The organism is Vibrio harveyi (assembly GCF_030060435.1).
Classification (GTDB): Bacteria; Pseudomonadota; Gammaproteobacteria; order Enterobacterales; family Vibrionaceae; genus Vibrio; species Vibrio harveyi.
Genome location: NZ_CP125875.1, coordinates 1,233,612 through 1,251,279, shown reverse-complemented (window position 1 = coordinate 1,251,279; position 17,668 = coordinate 1,233,612). Strand labels below are relative to the sequence as shown.

Annotated in this window: 12 protein-coding genes; 2 read left to right on the top strand and 10 right to left on the bottom strand. The window is 44.5% G+C overall.

Translation table 11 applies throughout. The features are described from left to right. Positions 1–13: 13 nt before the first annotated feature. Positions 14–1,606 carry a S8 family peptidase gene (locus QMY49_RS06415; RefSeq protein WP_283313519.1) on the bottom strand — a complete coding sequence of 531 codons (1,593 nt, stop codon included), beginning with the start codon at positions 1,604–1,606 and terminating at the stop codon, positions 14–16. A gap of 633 nt (positions 1,607–2,239) precedes the next feature. On the opposite strand from QMY49_RS06415, the gene QMY49_RS06410 reads away from it, so the two are divergent. Next, positions 2,240–3,226, top strand: a complete 987-nt coding sequence (locus tag QMY49_RS06410; RefSeq protein ID WP_074050476.1) for a cytochrome-c peroxidase — start codon at positions 2,240–2,242, stop codon at positions 3,224–3,226. An 818-nt stretch (positions 3,227–4,044) separates the two neighbouring features. Here the strand turns inward: QMY49_RS06410 and QMY49_RS06405 are convergent. The 7 genes from QMY49_RS06405 to QMY49_RS06375 all read right to left on the bottom strand — a co-directional run bounded on the left by QMY49_RS06405 (position 4,045) and on the right by QMY49_RS06375 (position 12,644). Then, on the bottom strand, positions 4,045–5,469 hold the full coding sequence (locus tag QMY49_RS06405) for an aspartate kinase (RefSeq protein WP_283313515.1): 1,425 nt from the start codon (positions 5,467–5,469) through the stop codon (positions 4,045–4,047). 80 nt (positions 5,470–5,549) lie between these two features. Continuing rightward, the gene (locus QMY49_RS06400; RefSeq protein ID WP_005446054.1) at positions 5,550–5,936 is read right to left on the bottom strand and encodes an ectoine synthase; all 387 of its coding nucleotides are present in this window, start codon (positions 5,934–5,936) and stop codon (positions 5,550–5,552) included. A 14-nt stretch (positions 5,937–5,950) separates the two neighbouring features. After that, a complete protein-coding gene (gene ectB / locus QMY49_RS06395) occupies positions 5,951–7,216 on the bottom strand; it encodes a diaminobutyrate--2-oxoglutarate transaminase (protein WP_283313512.1) in 1,266 nt (421 codons plus the stop codon). A 33-nt stretch (positions 7,217–7,249) separates the two neighbouring features. Then, positions 7,250–7,783 (bottom strand): diaminobutyrate acetyltransferase, encoded by a 534-nt coding sequence (gene ectA, locus QMY49_RS06390; protein ID WP_026000336.1) that lies wholly within the window; start codon positions 7,781–7,783, stop codon positions 7,250–7,252. Positions 7,784–8,127: 344 nt separating this feature from the next. Then, a complete protein-coding gene (locus tag QMY49_RS06385) occupies positions 8,128–9,792 on the bottom strand; it encodes a BCCT family transporter (RefSeq protein WP_283313509.1) in 1,665 nt (554 codons plus the stop codon). Between the two features lie 225 nt (positions 9,793–10,017). Then, positions 10,018–10,767: a 3'-5' exonuclease gene (locus QMY49_RS06380; RefSeq protein ID WP_050938211.1), complete on the bottom strand. Its 750-nt coding sequence runs from the start codon at positions 10,765–10,767 to the stop codon at positions 10,018–10,020. Beyond that, complete coding sequence (locus tag QMY49_RS06375) at positions 10,764–12,644, bottom strand: DUF294 nucleotidyltransferase-like domain-containing protein (RefSeq protein WP_283313504.1); 1,881 nt, start codon at positions 12,642–12,644, stop codon at positions 10,764–10,766. Before QMY49_RS06375 ends, QMY49_RS06380 begins: the two co-directional genes overlap by 4 nt. Before the next feature lie 371 nt (positions 12,645–13,015). On the opposite strand from QMY49_RS06375, the gene QMY49_RS06370 reads away from it, so the two are divergent. Continuing rightward, positions 13,016–14,419: an MATE family efflux transporter gene (locus QMY49_RS06370; RefSeq protein WP_283313502.1), complete on the top strand. Its 1,404-nt coding sequence runs from the start codon at positions 13,016–13,018 to the stop codon at positions 14,417–14,419. Between the two features lie 41 nt (positions 14,420–14,460). Here QMY49_RS06370 and QMY49_RS06365 read toward each other — a convergent pair whose 3' ends face one another. After that, a complete protein-coding gene (locus QMY49_RS06365) occupies positions 14,461–16,365 on the bottom strand; it encodes a DUF3857 domain-containing protein (protein ID WP_283313500.1) in 1,905 nt (634 codons plus the stop codon). Beyond that, the gene (locus QMY49_RS06360) at positions 16,362–17,456 is read right to left on the bottom strand and encodes a hypothetical protein (protein WP_230689835.1); all 1,095 of its coding nucleotides are present in this window, start codon (positions 17,454–17,456) and stop codon (positions 16,362–16,364) included. The genes QMY49_RS06365 and QMY49_RS06360 overlap by 4 nt, the downstream gene beginning before the upstream one ends. Positions 17,457–17,668: the final 212 nt, after the last annotated feature.

Here is a 17,668-nt window from a genome sequence, read left to right as displayed (position 1 = left end):
TGCGTAACAGTGACTAGTAACTCGCTTGGATGCTTACACCGTTGTAGTTTGAATAGCCTTGAATCATTACGTGGTAACGTCCGCTTTGAGTGGCATTAACTGTACATGTCTCACTGTTGCCGTATCTGAAAGGTCGACAATCCCAAGCATTAAGCGTTGGCTTAGAGCCAAAGTGTAGATACAAATCTGCATCACCGCTGCCGCCATACATTTGTACCGTTAGACGTTGCCCTGCTTCTACATCTACGTAGTAATAAGCTACCTGCCCTGTTGAACCGCTCAAGCCACTCACTGGCACACCTGAGGTCAATTTACCTTCTGGATCTGGCGTTGGATCAGGACCACCACAATCTTGACCACAATCAGCATCCGTTAAACTGTAAAGCAATTTATTCACACTGCCTCTTGTGTCCGTGACTTTGCCACTGGTTGCGCGCTCAACGATCAGCGCTTCCACTTGGCTTGGTGAAAGTGCACTGTTTTCTTGGAGATAAAGCGCAGCAACACCAGCAACATGTGGGGTTGCCATTGAAGTGCCACTTATCGTCTTATAACCGCCATCATACCAAGCAGACTTGATTTGTGATCCTGGAGCAAAAACATCGACACAGCTACCCCAGTTTGAAAAACTAGAACGTGCGTCAGAGCTCGTCGTCGAGCCGACAGTAACACCAGAAGAAACACGCGCAGGTGAGTAGTTACAGGCGTCAGCATTGGAGTTACCAGCTGCAAGCATAAAGCTAACGCCGGACTGAACTGCGCTTTGCACTGCGCTATCAAGAGCCACAGATTGCCCACCACCTAAACTCATGTTGGCAACCGAAGGACCAGAAGCATTGGCAGCTACCCAATCAACACCCGCAATAACGCCGGACGTTGAACCTGAGCCAGAACAGCTAAGCACTCTGACACCAACAATGCTCACGTTCTTTGCCACGCCATACAAAGATCCGCCGATCGTGCCCGCTACGTGTGTGCCGTGTCCATTACAGTCACTGGCATCCGCATCATTGTCGACAAAGTCATATCCCGAAATGGAGCGTCCGGCAAATTCAACGTGCGAGTTGTTCACACCCGTATCGATAACGTAAGCCGTTACGCCCGTTCCATCAAAGTTGGCGCTGTAATTGTTATTGAGAGGCAGACTACGTTGATCAATTCGGTCTAGCCCCCAAATTGCATTACTTTGGTTTACTTCTGCCGAGACTATTGGGTCTAGTGTAAGAATTCTGTCTTGCTCGATGTATTCAACACGTGGATCAGCACGTAACGCTTTCAGCTGTTCAGGAGCTAACGTCGCAACGAAACCGCTGATCGAATTGTCGAATACTGATTCCACTTGTATTGAGTACAAACCAGACATTCGGTCCACAGATTGTTGTGTGAACTGCTGTAATTCAAGTGAATTATTCATCATCATTTGAGGTTGATGAAATACAACGATATAACGATCAGCGATGGCGACGTCTTCAGGCGCAAGCATCAGTGACGCAGGTGTCTGCGCTAAATCCGCATCATTTGGGAGTTCTGTCGATTGCGAAAAAGCGAGAGAAGAATGGAAACAGAGTGCCGAGGTGATACAACAACTTAGTAGTTTCTTTAACATAGAATGTTCCTTGAAATCATAGTCTTGTTGATTTTTACCTAGTACCAAACTGTCAACACGAAAAGACAGACAATCAGCGTAGTACGCTCAATACGTGCTGCAGTGACGTTACACCATCAAATTAGACAATAAGCAACAACATGCATTATTGATAATAATTCGCATACTCAAAAACATGATCAATGACCAAGCTTTATTGAAATTGAAATGTAAAAGCCCATCTAGATTTAGAGCAAAATCCCTAAAATGGAATAACTCTAAACATCGGAGTTGTTAGTTGTTAAATATCCTCTATCCAACCTAAGCTAGCGAGATAAAACCTTCAATCGTGGACTTTGCTAGGGACTCCCTCCTATGGTTCTCACTTAATTGCATAATTGACCTAAATCAACGAACCATTCGTTTATATTCTTTACATATTTGTAAATAAAAAGTAACCACCACCGCTGAAAGCAAGCAAAATCAAATCGTGCAAACTTTGTTCGCTTTTAACATCGTTTTTTGCCATAAAAACCATCGATTTTTTGCATTTTATAGAAAAAAACGATTGCTATACCGTGACTTCCAGAGCGTACCAATAAGAAGTGCGCCGCCCTAGTGAGAGTGAAAAAATCACTTAAAAAGGAAGTTATTATGAAAACTCTTATAGCAGTGAGCGTCTTGTCAGTCCTATCTTTCGGTGCTTATGCTGAGCGCCAATCCGCAGAACCCATTAAGGTGATTGAATCGGTTGCTGGTCTTGATGCGAAAAAGGTAGAACTGGGTAAAACGTTGTGGTTTGAACCTCGATTATCCGCCTCCAACACCATTTCTTGTAACTCTTGCCATAACATCGCAAAAGGTGGCGTCGATAACCTACCGAGTTCCATTGGTCATAAATGGGCGATTGGTCCTATCAACTCACCAACGGTGTTTAACTCAGACTTAAACTTCGTTCAGTTTTGGAACGGACGCGCAAAAGATTTGCAGGAACAAGCAGCAGGTCCAATTGAGAACCCACTCGAAATGGCATTCACTCACCAATTGGCTATCGATACGCTAAAATCGATTCCTCAATATCGTGAGTGGTTTAAAGAAGCTTACGGCAGTGAGACAATCACCATCGATAATGTAACCGATGCGATTGCGACGTTTGAGCAAACGTTACGTACACCAAATGCGCCGTTCGATCTTTGGTTGAAAGGCGACGACAATGCACTAACAACAGCGCAAGTCGAGGGTTATAACTTATTCAAGGCAAAAGGTTGTACAGCGTGTCATAGTGGTCCATTGGCTGGCGGGCAAATGTACCAAAAAATGGGCTTAGTGAAGCCATTTGCAACAGACAACCCAGACATAGGGCGCAAAGCGATCACGGGGAATGATTTCGATAAGTTTGTGTTTAAAGTACCGACACTGCGTAACATCGAACTCACCTACCCGTACTTCCACGACGGCTCTGTTTGGGATCTAGAAGAAGCAGTAGCAATGATGGCTGACCTTCAGCTTGGTCAGAAGCTGACGAAAGAGGAATCGGTTAAAATCACTGAATTCTTACGTTCGTTAACCGGTGATCAACCAGAGGTGACTCTTCCTCACCTACCTCCTTCAACTAACGAGACTGCTCGCCCAAATATCTAACTCGGTCGTAAATGAATAACAAAGGAGCCATGATCGGCTCCTTTGCTTGGTTATCAAACCATTCCAACAAACCGTCTCATTCTAGCAAAAATAAGGCTTTTCAGTTTGACCTTCATGCTGATACCCCGAAGGCATTATCTTATCTCAATTATCCCCAAATGGGTTCATCGAGAACCCTCCATTTTCAAGCGCTTTGTCAGCCAATTGCCCGCAAGATAGCTGCATACAAAAGCTCGTGGGGCGATTGCATCTAAGCTGCCTTGCGTCGACTCAATATATGCCGCCACTCCTAACCGTTGCATACCTCATCGAATGCGCTCACCCTACTTTTATTAAGAAATTCAATGTAATTGAATCTTTTTGTACGAACTTCCAATAATATGTTGATTCGTTGGATTAAGTTCGAGGTCTAAGGATAGAGCAAGATGGGATTCAAAACCGTTCAAACACAATCACATTATGTCGATGGCATACTCGTCACTGCCGAATATCACCGCCTGTCGACAAGATTTACCTTGCGAATTGGCGAAGAGATCCTCTATTCAAAACGGCTTTATGCTATTGCGTTTAGAAATGCCCCAATGACCATTAACAACCAGTGTTATCGTGTTAGGGTCATTTGGTGCTTAATTTGGCGAGCAAGGTTAACTAAAGACGACACAGTGGTGATAGAAGAACTGATTGATAAACGACGCTCAAAGTCATTATTTACACTTGTATTCTCTACTATCATGCGAAGTTTAAAGTATGTATTCAGTTAAGCAGTTTCAAATAGAGATCCCCCGTATTTAAAACTGCAACATGATCAGGCAAGTCGATTAAGCAACATTCACCGACTTTTTCGCTCCGCGGTCTTGTTCAAAAAACTCGCCATGTAATGCGCAAATCGCTTGTTGGTATTCATCATCACTGACGACAAACTGCACATTCACGTTTCTCATTGATGAATGGAGTGCTATCGGTGTGACTCCTCGATTCATCAGAGCTAACACGCCTTTCGCCAGTGTTTTGTTAGTATCAATTTGAGAGCCAATCGCAGAAATCAGCGCAACCATTTTACCAGTAATAGAAGCTCTTGGATGGCGCTTTTCCGCCTTATAGAGCACTTTATTTAAGCTATCGATACTGCCACCTAGGTAATACGTTATTGAATTCGCATTCATCTCTTTACCGATAAGATTGACTCGGGCATCAGCAATGATTTCCATCAGTTCGTAACTGACATTATCCACTTTTCCAACCATGGTTTGGTCGAACAGGTGAAGCGCAAATACTTTCTGCTTACCCGCAATAATTTCAATGCGGTCACTTTCCGGACGGTAATCCGCAGAGATTAGAGTGCCCTTGTGCTCAGGTTCAAAGGTATTTTTGATCTGCAATTCAATACCACTTTCGCGAAGACCTGCGGCGGCATTAGGGTGAATGGCTTCCATACCAAGGTTCGCCAATTGATCAGCCACATCATAATTCGTAAATCCAATCGGATTGACACTGTCGACACCGACCACTTTTGGATCGGCAGAACTTAAATGGTATTCCTTATGAATAATGGCTAAATCGGCTTTGACTGTTGCTGCAATTCGGCTGAAAGTCATCTCGCTGTAACCACGGTCATACGTATGCATCAACCCTTCTTTGCAATACGCGTAACCTGTCACGATTGGAAGTTCTTGGGTAACATCAATCCCTTCAAAGGCTTCATGTATTGTGTCATCCAAGCTTAGAGGTTGCTGATTATCCCAACCGGACAGATCAACAAAAGTCGAATTAATCCCCATGTTCTTGAGCTTTAATGCCGTATTGTAGGCACTGTGTGCTTCACCAATTGAAGAGAGAAACTCGCGGATTTGAGGTAAGTAATGACGCAGACAGAACTGCCCGTACTGACAAGTTTCTAGGATGTTAGTCACGCAAGTTTTTGCTTCTGAAATGCGAGACCTAATGAACTTATCAGCTCTCATACGATTCATCGGGTCAGCAAAAATGTGCTCGTTGGTCAGGAGCATACGGCTTTCAACATACGCTAACGCGTCTTGCCACGCTTCATCTCGTTTGGCTATCAATTGGTAGACACCCGGTTTACTGGTCTTTTTGCATTCCAATAGTGCATCGGTCATTCCGCCATAAGCAGAGACAACAAAAATACGGTTATATGGATTTTGTGGACGAAGGAGAATATTGTCGAGCACAGCATCAAATGCTGTCATCGATGTACCGCCGATCTTTTCTACGGTAAGTGTCATGATGGGCCTTAATGGTTGGTAATTTGAAAGAATGGATAAGAAAAAGGGGCGAAACCTCGCCCCTTTAAAACCTTAATGGGTTAATCAACGAGAGGATAAACGCCGTTTTCATCGTGAACTTCTGCGCCTGTGATGGGCGGGTTGAACACACAAGCCATGGTCATTTCTTTGTTTTTATAAGCTCGTAGATAGTGCTCGTCATGCTTGTCTAGAATATATAGCGTACCCGGTTTAATTGGGTACGTTTCACCGCCGACTACTTCGATCTCACCTTCTCCACTCATACAAAATACAGATTCCAAATGGTTCTGATAATGAATGTGCGTTTCCGTACCCTCATAGATGGTCGTGATGTGAAATGAAAAGCCCATGTTGTCATCTTTCAAGAGCATACGGACACTTTCCCAGTTATCCGATACCACGCGCCTTTCGCTATTGCGACACTCGTCGAGTGTTCTAACGATCATGATCTGTTCCTTATTTATGATGCTTGTTTGAAGTGTTTGTTTGCGATGGCTTCAACCGAGCCCTCGAAGATATTAAGCCCTTGGGTAAGTTCGGCTTCAGAAATGGTCAATGGGCAGAAAAACTTCACCACTTCATCATTTGGGCCTGCGGTTTCAATGACCATACCATTGTCAAAACAGGTTTTTGCAATGTTGCCCGCGATGTCACCACTCTTACATTCAATACCAATCATCATGCCGCGACCTTTACGCTGCACGAACAGCTCAGGATAACGCTGTACGCAACGTTGGATCACGCTCTCGACTTTGCTGGAACAAGATTTGATATGAGCTTCAAAGTTACTCGTCGACCAATAGGTTTCTAGCGCTTTGGTTGCCGTAATGAAAGCATGATTGTTACCGCGAAACGTTCCGTTGTGCTCGCCTGGTTTCCATTTATCTAGTTCAGGTTTGAGCAAAACAATCGCCATTGGCAGACCATAACCACCAATAGATTTTGAAAGCGTCACCATGTCCGGCTTGATACCTGATGGCTCAAAGCTAAAGAAAGTACCTGTGCGACCACACCCAGCTTGGATGTCATCAACAATCAGTAAAATATCGTGAGCTTCGCACAGCTTACTAAGTCGTTGCAGCCACTCGTTGGAGGCAACATTCAAACCGCCCTCGCCTTGCACGGTTTCCAGTATAACGGCCGCTGGCTTGTCCATGCCTGCCGAATTGTCAGTCAGCATGGTTTCAAATAATTTCAGACCATCAATACCCGCATAGCCTTCAAATGGAATTCGCGTGACGTTGTTTAAACTTGATCCCGCTCCTTGACGGTGGTGTTGATTACCCGTCGCTGCAAGCGCACCTGCCGTACAGCCATGAAAACCATTCGTAAAGGCCACAATGCTGCTACGACTCGTTACTTTTTTGGCGAGTTTAATGGCAGCTTCAACAGCGTTAGTTCCCGTTGGACCTGTAAATTGAACTTTGTAGTCCAGCGCTCTTGGTTGAAGAATGTATTGGTTTAACGCTTCAAGAAAGGCGGCTTTTGCTTCTGAATGCATGTCCAAGCCGTGTGTAATGCCATCCATTTCAATGTATTCAAGCAACGCTTGCTTAAGTACTGGATTGTTATGACCGTAATTGAGAGATCCCGCTCCAGCAAGAAAGTCGAGGTAACGTTCACCTTGCTCTGTTTCTAACCAGCAACCTTTCGCACTACGAAAAACAACCGGAAAACTGTTTGAGTATGAACGTACGTTGGATTCCTGCTTTTTAAAAATATCCATGATAAGACCGTTATTTGATTCCTATTAGTGGGTTTATTTGAGGGGGATACGATACAAATATTCAGTATCGTGCTTGCCTTTAAAGTGTTTATCTTCATCCAAGAAGGTGGTCACTTCACCGTCATTGCCATTTTGCGCATCAAGCTTTTTGAATAATGCCCAAGATGCATCATTTGCCTTGGTGATCGTGGTTTCAATGGCAGTAACATTTTCGAGACCTTCTCGGTCAAGAATGTTTTTGAGCATTTTGAAAGCCAATCCATTGCCTCTAAATCGCGGTGCGACGGCGACTTGCCAAATGAACAATACATTGAGCTCATCCGGTTTCTGATAACCAGAGATGAAACCAGCGATCTCACCTTTGTGCTCAACGAGAACACAGGTTTTGCTGAAATGGCTAGATTGGAGGAAGTTACAATATGAAGAGTTCATATCGAGCGGCGGACAATCTGCGATTAAACCATAAATGTCGTCGCCATCAGACACGACAGGTTCACGAAAAATCCATTTTTTGCTTGGGTCTTCTCCAATTTCTGGATACATCACCCAAGGTGCTGAGGTAATCATATGTAGATACATATCCTTCGTACACTAATTAAATTTCCTTTTTATTATGCACACTGATTGTGCATAAAAATCAAACTGACCAGCTCTAAATACCCGTTTATTTGATCTAGATCGCACGAAGGCAAAGTGCAGATGACTTTAAAAATAGTTTGAGCTCTAATGTATTTATAGGGTTAAGCATATTTTTAGACAGATGCGCTGCACCTTATCGATATTGTGGCGTAAAAAAAGCTTTGAACAGGAAGAAAGTCGTAGCCAATTTCCGGCTAGATATGAAGAATTCAGAAAAGAAAACGGCACGTTGAGACGTGCCGTTTTTTTAGTTGTTATGAAGGAAGCTCAAACTACGCTTTCGCTTTCTTCATTGATTTTGATGTTGGGCGAGGTTCATCCATTAAACCTTTCACTAGAGATACCGTTGCAACCAACAATACGATTGTGAATGGTAAACCAGTTGTTACCGCCATTGCTTGTGCAGCCGCTAGACCACCGCCAAGCATTAGCGCGATTGCAACTAAACCTTCGAATGTACACCAGAACACACGTTGAGGTGTTGGTGCGTCCACTTTACCACCCGCTGCAATCGTATCGATCACAAGAGAACCAGAGTCCGCTGATGTGATGAAGAACACCACAACCAGAATAATACCCACGATAGAGGTTATTTGAGACAGAGGCATCACATCTAGCATCGCGAACAGTTTAAGTGGAAGCTCTGCATCAAATACCGCTTGGTAACCATCGTTCACGTATTGGCTGATCGCCGTACCACCGAATGCCGTCATCCATAATACACACACGGTTGATGGGATCAGGATTACACACACGATAAACTCACGAACGGAACGACCACGAGAAACACGCGCGATAAACATACCTACGAATGGTGACCATGAAATCCACCATGCCCAGTAGAACGCCGTCCAGCCTTGAGAGTAATTCACGTCTTCACGACCGAATGGCATCGATAGTGTTGGAACATTCGCAAGGTATGACATGATGTTCTCAAAGAAGCCCGTCATGATTGCGAGCGTTGGACCCACGATGATCACGAACAATAGCAATAGTGCTGCTAAACCCATGTTGATTTCAGACAGACGTTTTACACCACTATCTAAACCCGCAACTACCGAGATTAACGCTAACGCCGTAATGATCACGATAAGTACGACTTGCGTTGTCTCTGTCATCGGGATGCCGAACAAGAAGTTTAGACCTGTTGCTGCTTGTGATGCACCGTAGCCAAGAGAAGTCGCAAGACCAAACACAGTTGCAACAACGGCTAGGATATCAATAACGTGACCAACCCAACCCCAAACTCGCTCGCCGAAAAGAGGATAGAAAATAGAACGCATCGTTAGAGGCAAGCCCTTGTTGAACGAGAAGATCGCTAAACCAAGAGCCAACAGTGCGTAGATTGACCAAGGGTGAAGTGCCCAGTGGTAAATCGTCGCTGCCATGCCTAGTGCAGATGCCGCCGCGGTATCCCCCTCTGCTGCGCCTAATGGAGCCCAGTCAGTACGAATACCATTCTCAACGTTCACGCCGCCAAGTGCAGCACTGAAGTGAGACATAGGCTCAGATACGCCGAAGAATACCAGACCGATACCCATACCAGCCGCGAATAGCATCGCTAACCAGCCTGCGTAAGTGTAATCTGGTGTTGCTTCTGTACCACCGATACGAACGCGACCAAGTGGCGTTACGATCAGAATCAAACACACGACGACAAACACGTTGCCCGCAGATAGGAAGAACCAATCAAGGTTAGATACAAGCCAACCACGCAAACCAGCAAAAAACGGTTCTACTTGTTGTCGGAAAGTCAGTGTTAACACTACGAACAGGATGATCGACATGCCTGAAATAGCAAACACACGGTTGTGAATATCAAGTCCGAAAGGGCCTACTTTTAACGCGACGTTATCCTGACCAATCTGGTAATCAGTATCGATCGGGTTCACCTTACCGTCGGGGCGCTGTATACCGCCATTATTGTCGGTGCTCACGATTTATCTCCTTAAAAACGTGGCTACATTAAATTCAAATTAAGCTTGTGTAGGAAGCTGAGTGATGACTTTCTTGTGTCACTTGCTGTAAAGCTTATGTGCGATCGTTGTGTCGCTTTTAGAAGGGTTGCTCTACTTTATAATTTTACCCTCAACCGCTATGATATCGCATTGCATTTTGTAATCAGGACGACTAATTATTTTTGTTGTCAATTCACCGAACCACTATTGCCAAACCACGGACAATGGCATGTCACCGTCAAAGTGATACTGCAGTTGTGCCTGCAACAACTCGGCGGTTGCAAGTGCATCCGTAAGGGCATGATGAGGCTGATAAGCAGGTAAATGGTAACGCTCACGCGCATGTCCGAGTCGCACAGACCCAGGCTTTTTACCTTTGAGTTTATTTAACCAACCTTCACATTGTCGACGCTGAATTGCGTATTCGATATCCAAGGTGTCAACGACTGGAAATTGAATCCCCTCTCCTATACTGTTTAACAAGGCATTATTGAAGAATTGTCGCTCAATGTTTTTGTAGTGCACGACCACAATCTTACCTGCCAACGCATCAAGAATGGCATCAAGAATTTGTTCAAGTTGAGGTGCATTCTTCACTTCAGAATCGGTAATGCCGTGAATCACCACCGACTCTTCATTCAGTTCTCGATTTGGATTCACAACCCAATGACGAGAGCCACTGCACTGTACACGGCCTAGGGTAAATGGTACCAAGCCTATGGTGAGAATGGCGTCTTCCTCTGCGTTTAAGCCAGTAGTCTCAAAATCGACGGAGACAAACGGTACCTCTTTTAGTGGCGTATCACCATTCACAATAGGCGTAGAGTAATAACGTTTTAATCGAGTATCTTTCGCTTGTTCGGAAAGTTGCTCGAAGAAAACCGCCCAATCGGGGGTCTGGCTGGTATCAAGCAAATCTCGACTATCTTGCTTCTGTTTAGAAAACCACATCATTTGCCACTTCTCTGGTAACGGAACTTAATGTAGTTCTGTGCGTTGCTTAGGATTTGGAATGCAGCTTTTAAGTTGCGACGCTCAAACTCCGACATTTCTTCTGGCTCGATGTTGTTATCGGGCTCTTCCCCATTTTCAATATCCAGCGCTTGATGTCGGATTCGCACCATGTAGATCAACTCCATAGCGTCTTTTAAATCCATGCCGCGACCTTTCGGTAAGATGCCCGCATTGTTGATGTCATCCAAACGCTCAAACGAGTTTTGCGAACGAGAGCCAATCGCCAAAGCGTGCACCCGAATCAGATCCGCCATTGGTGCGGTACCACGACGCTTCAAGTTGATGGAATTTCGATGACGTCCGTCTTTCTCCATCACAAAGTCTTTGAAGAAGCCTAATGGTGGCGTACGACGGATTGCGTTATAAGCCATACAAGCCAAGAAACGATTGTTCTTCTTAGCTCGACGGACAATGAACCCGCTCAATTGCTCAGCCCATTTCACGCGTCCATGTACACCAAGTAAATCGAAGAAAATACTGCTATGCAGAAGGCGTTCTGGCGTTGGATTATCAATCCAGTTCGCAAAGCACTCTTCCCATTCTGAGCGCGTTTTACGCCATTGTGGGTTAGTTGCCATAATGTCGCCAGTACAGTAGGTGTAACCGCACTCGGCTAATCCATCACAAACGAATTTCGCGAACTGAGCAAAATACTCACCATGCAATGTTGGGTCGTAGCTGTTGTCTAGAATCAGCGCGTTGTCTTGGTCTGTGACGATAAGCTGTTCATCACGCGCCATGGAGCCCATCGCCAACAAACAATACGGGATGGGCGCAGGACCTATTTCTTGCTCTGCTAGCTCTGCCAATCTTTGCTTAAAACTGCTGCCAATAACCGACATCGCTCGTCCAACCATGTGCGCATTTGCGTCTTCGCTCACCATTCGGACAAAGCAGTCTTTCACTTGTTTAGATACCGCTTTGAGATCTTCTACCGAGTTTTGCTGGAAGATAGAACTCACAAGCAACAAGCTGTTTTGCGACTCATAACGGACGATATCCGTCATGCTGATTACGCCAATCGGCTTTTTATCTTTTAGGATTGGCAGATGATGGACGTTGTAACGCAGCATTGTCAGCATAGCTTCAAACACGTAAGCACTGTAATCGAGCGACACAACGTCGTAGCTCATCACTTCACTTACAGGAATATTGCTGTCTCGACCTTCAGCTAAAACGCGAACGCACAGATCTTTCTCGGTCAAGATACCAAGCAGTTGGTCATCGTCGTCTTCAGTAATGTCTTCTTGCGCGCGGACAATCAAAAGCGCAGTGACGCCCTCTTCTGCCATTAAGATCGCCGCTTCACGAACCGTTGCACTGGCTTCTAGCGTCACTGGCTCACGACTTAAGATCTTGCGCGCTTTCGCAGTCGTAAAGTCATTCCCATCTGAGTGGTTTGATACAGCGGTACGCAGCCTCGCGCTGTCTTCCAACTCCATGAAATCGGCGAAGTTCTCAAACTCGTCACATAGCTCCGTAAAGATCTTCTCTGGAATGCAGTAAACCAAGGTGTCTTCAATCGCTTTGGCTGGCATACGGACACGGTTGTTCATCAACAACCCCATTTGTCCAAACAAGCCACCAGCATCGATACGGTTGTACAACTCCCCTTTACGGCGGAAGATTTCCACCACACCACTGCGGATCATGTATAAATCACGAATGTCATCGCCTTTCTTGAGAATGTCCGTCCCTGCGCGGTAATAGGCGACTTCGGCATTCATTGCGATGTTTCTTAGGTGCTCTTCCGGTAAATCATCAAAAGGTGGGTATTGGCTAATGAAATTGAGTACTTCTAATTGCTCGGCTTCCATTCTTTATTCCATACATTGCCTAAACTAAGGCGATAAATATCACCAAGAAAATAATCAGACAATAAATAAATTGAGACGTCAGATAAAAAGCTGTGCAACCGTCGAAAAGCGGAATAATGACTGATGATTATTGAAACGAGCATGTCTAAAATTGCTTGTACTATCTAAAAATCAGCGGTAAAAAACACAATGCATTCACGCGATAGATGTTTACTTTAAAAGCTCTCGCAATCGTTTTCTTGTGATCTAAATTACATATTGAACGCAAGAACAAAAATCCGTATATTGCGCGTGCCTACGCGGCACACCCTACAATGCACAACGCTATCCTGCTTCCACTGGTGCATTGATATTGGTGTTTAATTACTTCCATGCAAAACAAACCTTCCTCTTTTTCTCGCTTTTTTAAAGAATCGGGCGCTTTGTTACACCTATCGATCCCTATCATTCTGATGCAACTTGCCACTCAGTCGATGGGCTTTATCGATACCACAATGGCAGGACAAGTGAGTGCTGCCGACCTTGCTGCGATCGCACTTGGCACCAGTTTATGGCTACCCGTTTCGCTATTGCTTCGCGGCATCATCATGGCATTAACACCTGTTGTGGCTTACCACCGCGGCGCACAAAGTTTAAATAACGTGCGTATCGCGTTTATTCAGATGCTTTGGTTGTCTGCGTTTGTCAGTGCGATTCTGATTGTTTACTTACTACTTGGGGAAACCATTCTCGTTGGCTTAGGTGTTGCACCTGAGATCATCCCTATCGCGAGTGATTACGTTGTCGCGTTGGCGTTTGGTGTTCCAGGCATTGCGCTTTTCTACACTTTGAATGGCTTCTGCGAAGGGATGAACAACACTCGCGCACCGATGTTGATTTCTGTGATTGGTTTGTTGGTAAACATCCCTGTTAACTACATTCTGATTTACGGCAAATTCGGCATGCCGGCTCTGGGTGCGGTTGGTTGTGGCTGGGCTACTAGCTTGGTTTACTGGCTGATGTCGGTCCTGCTGTTTAGCTACATCAAGAGCCATCACCACTATAAAAACATTCTTCACTTCGCAGAATTAAAACCAGTATGGCAAGAGATCAAACAGCTGTTCAAACTCGGGATGCCGATTGGCTTAAACATTGCGGTTTGTGGCAGTATCTTCGCGGTGATTGCCCTGTTGATTGGTCGTATCGGTGCGGAGAACGTTGCAGCGGCGCAAATAGCACTGAATATTTCTAGCATGACGTACATGATCCCAATGAGTCTTTCATTTGGTATCACGATTCGCGTTGGTCATGCATTGGGTGAACAAAAGCTTGAAACGGCCTCTCACCGCAGTTTGGTAGGCATTATTACTGCCGCGCTACTGTCGTTGATTTCAGTCGGCTTCTTCTTGCTGTTCCCAGAGTGGGTCATTCGTTTGTACACCACAGATCCTGTGGTTTCAGCAACAGCGGCTACGCTGCTGATGTTTACTGCGATGTACCAATTCAGCGATGCACTGCAGACCTCTGCAAACGGCGCTCTGCGTGGCTACAAAGATACTAAGATCCCAATGATTCTGGCAATTCTTGCTTACTGGGGCTTGGCACTTCCATTGGGTATGTTGCTGGGTATCACCGATGAAATCGTTCCTGCCATGGGCGAAGAAGGCTTCTGGATTGGTATCGTGACAGGATTAACTACCGCGGCAATTGCAATGCTGATTCGCTTGGCGCTAGTGATTAAGAAGTACAATCAAACTACGAATGAACTTGATGCTAAAGAACTTGTATTGAACTGATGAACAAAGGAGCTCACTTGAGCTCCTTTGTTCATTTTTAGTTAGGGCTGCTTTAACACTTTGCCATAGAACTTAATTAGAGACTGCTCTGCAAATGTATTAAGCATCTTATTGAAGCGCTCTCTCTCAGACACTTCGACCATTGTAGACCTCACTTCAAGTATTGTTCTTACGGACAATTCAGTCGGCGAAATCAGTTCTGCGCTGCGTGTTAGCGAGCCCAAAGAATGGGTCAATTCAAGAGTTGGAGGAATATCCGTAATTTCCCATAAATTGTTAGTATCGTAATACACATCAGACACAACTCTCACTCCATGGAAAAGTGCAGGGTACTTCTCATTGTACATTTTCAGGTCAACCAATTCCTTCTTGATCCATGCATCATGCTCTTCATATTGAAGCTCTTCTTCAACGCCTAGAAACGGCTCGATGACCGATTCAGACCGGACAACGGTTCGAGTCGACATAGTGTCGAGATTTTTGACCTGAAATTCGGGGTTACCGATGCTTGTTACCACTTCGGAATATTCATCCGTTAATTTTTCGATACGTTCAGCTTCACCCAGTTCATACAAATTGGCGCGCACCAACCCTGCATATTCACCGACGTAAACCCTTTCTTGAACTTCTTTTTGTCCACCCAAATCATCAAATAAAATCACGGTGTCAGTATTCATTTTCCATCGGTAACGGCTTTGTTGCATTTGTCCAAGTTGAGCGTCTTGCGTCAATGGAAGAGACACTTTGCTTTGAATCCACTCAGGTGTGTACTGCCAATTGGTTTGTGTATCAGTTGGGTCTACACAATAACGTTGTTCACCATACTCAAAACAAACAACTACATGGTTAAATGCCGTCATTGTTGGCAGCAATACCCCTTCTGTTTTGATTTGCTTTGTTGCGACCAAAACTAACTCAGCGTCCAAGCCCAGTTTATTCAATAATCCGAGTAGCAAAACAGATTTATCTTTACAGTCACCCAAGCGGTTTTCAATCGTCTCGGCAAGGTCATGCGGTGTCATCGCATGACCGAACTTTGAACGCGAAACGTAACGAATATCACGAGACACAAAGCTCAAAATGCGTTTGATTTTCTCATCAGTGTCGATTGCGCCATGAGTCAATGTTTGAAACAGCGGCTCTAAGCCCGATTGATCTCCAAACGCTGTGTTCATGGTGGTCGACGCGCGATCCGCGACATCTTGCCATGTTCTCATAGACCCCAAAGCAATGCGACTAATAGCATCACGCCACTTAACCTGATAATCACCATCAAAAGCAGCGATATTGTGCCCCAAACATGAGAGAGTTGAATTGGTCTGTTTACAATTCACATCTTCGCTGTCATTTGCCCAATAAACTGGCGAAGCCTCATCCCACACGACGTCGAGTCGGAAACTATCCATTGGGTAGCTACGTTGTGTACGTAGCTCTTCAGCCCAATCATGTTCCATCATTGAACGTTGAGTAATGATTTCATACTTCAAGACAGCAATACTACCTTCTTCCAAGCCTGGGATTGCTAAAGCGATCTCTTTTTGACTGGAAAAGGTGTTATAAACGCCTGTACCTAGCACCTGAATTTGAGATGGGTCAATCTGCTTTATCACTCCGTTTGGTGAAACTGATGCAGCCGCTTTGATTATCACTTTTTCATAATTAGGGTCAAAGTACAGCCCCATCGTCCCATGCGATTCAACGTCGACAAACCTTGGAAAGTAGTTGACTAATGTTTGCTCTTTTCTAACAACGTCGGCTCGAACATTAAACTTAGTTTCACGTAAAAGCTGAGCCATTGCAGAATGTGATTTATCTTTGGGGATGAGAGCTAACGCGTCCCGTAGACCGTCTTGTGATAACTTCCAGTCGATTTGGGGATACTCGTTAGCATGCACACCTAACGATCCAGCAATAGCGACTAGGCTAAATAACTGAGTTAAATTCATTGTAATGTGAACTCCTTTGCCATCGCTGCAAACTCTGGTTTTCTCTGAGAGTAAGTTTTAGCGGGTTGATCTAGGATTCCCATTAGCTCATAGCTATTATCACCAGAGTGAAGCAAAGTCACGTAACCCGAAGCTAACATTGAGCCACTTTCCTTGGTGCAGACTAACTCTACCTTGAGCGCAAAATCGTTACCGACAAAGCTGCGTGACTCTACACAACGAGACGCACCAATCTCCTCATCAATCCATTGACGACGCTCATGCATGTGCTCGTTAATATCTTGGAGCTCTCGGTTATTAAACACGATTAGGTAAGAACCAAACTCTTCACTCGCAAACTCTGCTAACGCTGAGCCATCACTGTACGTACCAATCTCTAAACGATGCCAATTAGCACCATGGAAAGTGAGCTGAAAATCCTGTCCCTGTTCAATGTAAGTAGATTGATCTGGGTACGCTTCTAAACTGTCTTTCATTACGGAATTGTTGTACATCACGCCATACATCAACAGCACACCCGGTGTCATAATGATTACGACCAACCATTCCAAAGGATGGTAACCACCTTTTTTGCCTGTAAACTCAATATCGCTTCGCTGACGTTTGAAATTGTTTACTCGATAAGAAAAAGCAGTAAATGAAGTAGCAGTAAGTAAATATGCAACGAAATCTAGCCATAAGGGTGTTGCCCACTGCGAAGTTAGGGAGAAGTAAATCGTTGATAACAAGAACCCTAATGCACCTAAATAATAAACGGTACGAACATTGAGGTTCTTATTATCCTCTTCGAGTTCACAAAGCGTGCGATCCAAGCTGCGAAATGCGAAGTATTGGAAAATCGCCAGCCAAGGAACAAAAAACCATAAAAACGGTTTGAAGTTTCTAGCGGATAGTTGGTCTATTTCTTTAATACGGCGATAGAGCCAAAAGTTTGTGTAAAAGCCGAGAGTACTGAAAGCTAAAAACCAATCAAAAATTGGTTTTCTTGGATACGCCACTTTCATTTTTTGAATAGGCGCGTCATCAGAAGACGATTTATCTAACACTTCTTCGCAAGGCATACTGCTGGTTTCTTGCATTTTTAAATCCATATTTTAATTCAAAGCCAAAACGTACGTTGATCCGACTGCGTCACATTGCATTTCAGTCATAAGCTCGAAAGATATTTCTAACTCACTCGTTATATTTATATTTTATAAATCAGTGATATTAACAAAGATGCATTAAAACACGAATGAAAGAAGCTTAATGCATCTCCTTTTGTGATTAACGTTAAATAATAACTAACGCAAATTATTCTCTT

What these genes read in the sequence shown, in the direction of transcription:
- QMY49_RS06415 (WP_283313519.1), bottom strand. Translation starts at nt 1,606, where the DNA reads ATGTTAAAGAAACTACTAAGTTGTTGTATCACCTCGGCACTCTGTTTC.
- QMY49_RS06410 (WP_074050476.1), top strand. Translation starts at nt 2,240, where the DNA reads ATGAAAACTCTTATAGCAGTGAGCGTCTTGTCAGTCCTATCTTTCGGT.
- QMY49_RS06405 (WP_283313515.1), bottom strand. Translation starts at nt 5,469, where the DNA reads ATGACACTTACCGTAGAAAAGATCGGCGGTACATCGATGACAGCATTT.
- QMY49_RS06400 (WP_005446054.1), bottom strand. Translation starts at nt 5,936, where the DNA reads ATGATCGTTAGAACACTCGACGAGTGTCGCAATAGCGAAAGGCGCGTG.
- ectB (WP_283313512.1), bottom strand. Translation starts at nt 7,216, where the DNA reads ATGGATATTTTTAAAAAGCAGGAATCCAACGTACGTTCATACTCAAAC.
- ectA (WP_026000336.1), bottom strand. Translation starts at nt 7,783, where the DNA reads ATGATTACCTCAGCACCTTGGGTGATGTATCCAGAAATTGGAGAAGAC.
- QMY49_RS06380 (WP_050938211.1), bottom strand. Translation starts at nt 10,767, where the DNA reads ATGATGTGGTTTTCTAAACAGAAGCAAGATAGTCGAGATTTGCTTGAT.
- QMY49_RS06375 (WP_283313504.1), bottom strand. Translation starts at nt 12,644, where the DNA reads ATGGAAGCCGAGCAATTAGAAGTACTCAATTTCATTAGCCAATACCCA.
- QMY49_RS06370 (WP_283313502.1), top strand. Translation starts at nt 13,016, where the DNA reads ATGCAAAACAAACCTTCCTCTTTTTCTCGCTTTTTTAAAGAATCGGGC.
- QMY49_RS06365 (WP_283313500.1), bottom strand. Translation starts at nt 16,365, where the DNA reads ATGAATTTAACTCAGTTATTTAGCCTAGTCGCTATTGCTGGATCGTTA.
- QMY49_RS06360 (WP_230689835.1), bottom strand. Translation starts at nt 17,456, where the DNA reads ATGGATTTAAAAATGCAAGAAACCAGCAGTATGCCTTGCGAAGAAGTG.